This is a genomic window from Actinomadura sp. 6K520, assembly GCF_004349245.1.
Classification (GTDB): domain Bacteria; phylum Actinomycetota; class Actinomycetes; order Streptosporangiales; family Streptosporangiaceae; genus Spirillospora.
In genome coordinates this window covers 1-3,644 of the sequence record NZ_SMLC01000329.1, presented here as the reverse complement: position 1 = coordinate 3,644, position 3,644 = coordinate 1, and the positions used below count along the sequence as shown (strand labels likewise).

The following is a 3,644-nucleotide window of genomic DNA, read 5'->3' as shown; positions in this document are numbered from 1 at the left end:
CTGGAAACCCAGTTCGGTGTAGGGCGGCGCGGCGTTCTGGTCGTCCCCGTCATCACCGGCGGGCGGAGGCGGCGCGGACGCGGCGAACGCGGCCCCCTGCCCCTGCCCGGGTACAGGCGGCGACGGCGGCTCGTACGGAGCCTCGGACGGCGGCACGGCGGCGCCGGGGCCGTCCTCCCGCCGGGGTTGCGCGGGCGGCTGGACGAACGGGCGGTCGGGCTCGGAGGGCGCCCCCTGGGGGCGCGGGGACGCGCCGGGCGCGACCCCGGGCTGGCTCTGCATGCCGACCATGGGCGAGGGCGCCGGGTTGGGCGGCGGCGTCACGGTCGGGGTGACGGCCGTCGCGCGGGCGCGGCCGCGGCCGATGATCCCCGCGATGATCGCGGTCGGGACCGGGAAGCCGCGGGGCCGGGCGGGCATCCCGCCGAGCCGGCACCAGGCCAGGTCGACCTCGTACATCGCCGCCAGCAGCGACTCCGCGCCCGAGCCGGAGCCGGCCGCCGAGCGCAGCGGTTCGGGGAGGCGCATGTCCTGCGGCCACAGCCGGCGGAGCGGATGGCCTTTCTGCTCCGACACCGCCTGCACCGTGTAGCGGATCTCAGGGTCCAGCCAGGGGACGATGTTGCCCACCATGTCCTTGCGGACGACGTCCAGGTCGGCGGCGAGCAGCGCGGCGGCGACGAGGCGCGGCTCGATGTAGGCGGGGTCGGCGGGATCGCCGGAGAGGCCGGCTATCAGCTCGCTGAGCGTGTAGAAGGCGTGCCGGAAGTTGTCCCCCGGCGAGCTCTCGTTCCGCAGTGCGGGGACCAGGTTCGGCGGGCAGCGGGTAAGCCACTGCTGGACGATCGCCTGGTCCCCGTAGGGCAGCGCCCCATAGTCGACGGTCGGGTTGGCGAGCGTGGTGCCGAGGATCGCGAGCAGCGCGTCCGCGCGGGCCTGGTACCGGACGTCGTCGCGCAGCGCGCTGGCGACGGCCCACATCGTCCGCAGGACGACCACCGCCGCGTCCACCCGGCTCGCCCGCAGGCGCTCCGCGTAGAGGCCGACCAGCGTCTCCAGCGCGGGCGGGGTGAGCCAGCGGGGGCCGTCCACGTCCGGGAGGGGCTTGGCCCGGTACGGCTTCCAGAGGTCGAGCATCTGCGGGTCGAGCCGCGAGTCGAACACCGGCGCGGACGCGCACCACAGCATCACGCCCCAGGCGGCGACCACGGTGGACGGGGCGCCGGCGGCGAACTCCGGCCACCAGTGCGGGTACTCCGGCGCGGGCAGCGCCGCCGCCGACTCGACCGTCGAGCGGACGCGCGAGGACACGTCGGTCGCGAAGCCGTGCCCGACGAACGTCAGGCCCCCCGGCGGGTCGTAGGAGAAGTCGGGCCCGGCCGGGACGACGTGCGGCGGCAGGTTGGGCGCCTGCCCCGGGGCCTGCTGCGCGGGCCTGCCCGCCATCCGGACGGCGGGGGTGCGCGGCGGCGGGCACAGGTACCACTGCCCGTCGGACGGGTGCAGCCGGTACCAGCGGGCCCACGCGCCGAACAGCCACCAGGTGCCGTCCGGCAGCGCGAGCATGCGCCCGCCGATCGCGTGATGGCGTTGCTGAGGAGGCGCCGACGGCCACCACGCGGCGGCCACCATCGCCCTCGTGTCCCGCTCTGCCTCCGCGAACGGATCCTGCCCCATCTGGGGGCTGGGCGGCGGAGCACTGCCATAGCCCGGTCCCCACACCACGATCGTCATCGTAGTCAGCAGAAGGCGACCGGAGTGCCCCTCACCGGGTCATCCCGCACATATACGCAGGTCGGCACGTCATCAATCCGAGCGGTGCGGCCGGATCCGGCAGTCGCCCGCGGCCGGCGGTCACCCGTGCCCGGTCACTGCCACTCGGCGGTGCGGTGCCGCCGCGCCTTCGCGACGTACACCTCGGAGGTGTGCTTCAGGACGAGCCGGTCGTCGTCGGTCAACTCCCGGACGACCCTGCCCGGCGTCCCGGCGACGAGCACGCCGGAGGGGATCTTCTTGCCGGGCGGCACCAGCGCGCCCGCCGCGATCAGCGTCCCGGAGCCGATCCGGGCGCCGTTCAGCACGATCGCGCCGATCCCGATGAGCGAGCCGGTCTCGACGTGGGCGCCGTGCACCATCGCCTTGTGGCCGAGGCTGACCCGGTCCTCCAGGACGGCGGGCACCCCCGGGTCGGCGTGCATGCAGCTCAGGTCCTGGATGTTGCACTCGTCGCCGACGATGATCTCGGCGTCGTCGCCGCGCAGCACCGAGCCGTACCACACGCTCGACGCGCGGCCCAGCGTCACCCGGCCGACGACGACCGCGCCGGGCGCGACCCACGCCTCGGGGTGGATCTCCGGCCGCTCCGCACCCAACGATCCCACGTAGCTCATGCGGCCGATGCTAGGCGGCGGCCCGTCCGGGACCGGACGGGACCCCCGGCGCGCGTGGTTTGGGCGAATTGGATAGTTTGTCGGGCCCATCCAGGTGAAGAAACGGCAGCGAGAAGTGCGTTCGGGTTGCGCGAATGGGGCGGACCGGACGAGAGTCGTTCGTACGTTTCCACATGTGGGCCCGCTGACAGGCGGGTGAGGATGTTATCGCGACCGACCCTGACGGGGTGATGGCCCCGCCAACGACCCCCCAAGGCACCATGAGCAACGAAGCCGAAATACTGCCGAACCTCCTCCAAGAAGAGTCCTTCGAGATCGTCATGCGCGGCTACAACCGCCGCCAGGTCGACGACTACATCGCCCGCGCCCAGCAGAAGCACCGCGAGCTGGAGGCGCGGCTCGCCCGGGCCCAGGACGACGTCGAGCGCATCCGCCGCGAGATGGCCGAGCTGCGGGAGGCGCGCAAGCCCACCGGCGACGACCTGAGCGACCGGCTCCGCCAGATCATCAACCTCGCCGAGGACGAGGCCCAGGACAAGGTGGCCCAGGCGGAGGCCAAGGGGTCGGAGATCCGCAAGGACGCCGAGCAGGAGTCCAAGCGGATCATCGACGACGCCCGCGCGCACGCCGAGAAGAACCTCACCCAGGCGCAGGACAAGGCCGAGTCCGTGCTCGCCTCCGCCAAGCAGGAGTCCGAGAGCATCCTGTCGGGCGCCAAGCAGGAGGCCGAGCAGACGGTGAGCAGCGCGCGGCTGGAGGCCGAGCGCACCCTCACCGCGTCCGAGCGCCGCGCCAGCGTGATCAACGAGGGCGCGACACAGCGGCTGACGTCGCTCACCAAGAACCACACCCAGGCCCTGCAGCGCCTCACCGAGATCAGCGAGACGCTGCACCGGCTGCTGACCGCCGAGAACGAGGCGGGCCCGCTGGAGAAGATGGTCGAGGACGCCGTCCGGCAGAGCGCCCCCCGCAAGCAGCAGCCCCCGCAGGCCCAGCCCGCGCAGGCCCAGCCCGCACCGGCGCAGCCCGCACCGGCGCAGCCCGTGCCGGCCGGCCCCGTCCAGCCCGCGCAGGGGCCCTCCTCCGGCGCGCAGCCCGGGGCCGGCCAGAAGCCGGTCCCGCCCGCGCCCAAGCCGGCCCAGGCCCCGCCCCCGGTCCCCGGCCAGCAGGGCCCGCCGTCGATGAAGAAGCCCGAGCCGGCCGCCGCGCCCGCGCGGGACGGCGACGCACCCGCGCCGCAGCCCAAGCCCGCCC

The 3,644-nt window shown here is 74.4% G+C and carries 3 protein-coding genes; 1 reads left to right on the top strand and 2 read right to left on the bottom strand.

Going from position 1 to position 3,644, the window contains the following annotated elements:
- Both E1289_RS36800 and E1289_RS36795 read right to left on the bottom strand, forming a co-directional pair.
- A partial coding sequence (locus E1289_RS36800; protein WP_131988687.1) for a hypothetical protein occupies positions 1-1,734 on the bottom strand: 1,734 nt, incomplete at its 3' end.
- 134 nt (positions 1,735-1,868) lie between these two features.
- Positions 1,869-2,390, bottom strand: a complete 522-nt coding sequence (locus tag E1289_RS36795) for a gamma carbonic anhydrase family protein (protein ID WP_131988685.1) — start codon at positions 2,388-2,390, stop codon at positions 1,869-1,871.
- 260 nt (positions 2,391-2,650) lie between these two features.
- On the opposite strand from E1289_RS36795, the gene E1289_RS40290 reads away from it, so the two are divergent.
- A partial coding sequence (locus E1289_RS40290; protein ID WP_131988683.1) for a DivIVA domain-containing protein occupies positions 2,651-3,644 on the top strand: 994 nt, incomplete at its 3' end.

Coding starts and splice junctions, on each gene's coding strand:
- E1289_RS36795 (WP_131988685.1), bottom strand. CDS start 2,390: ATGAGCTACGTGGGATCGTTGGGTGCGGAGCGGCCGGAGATCCACCCC.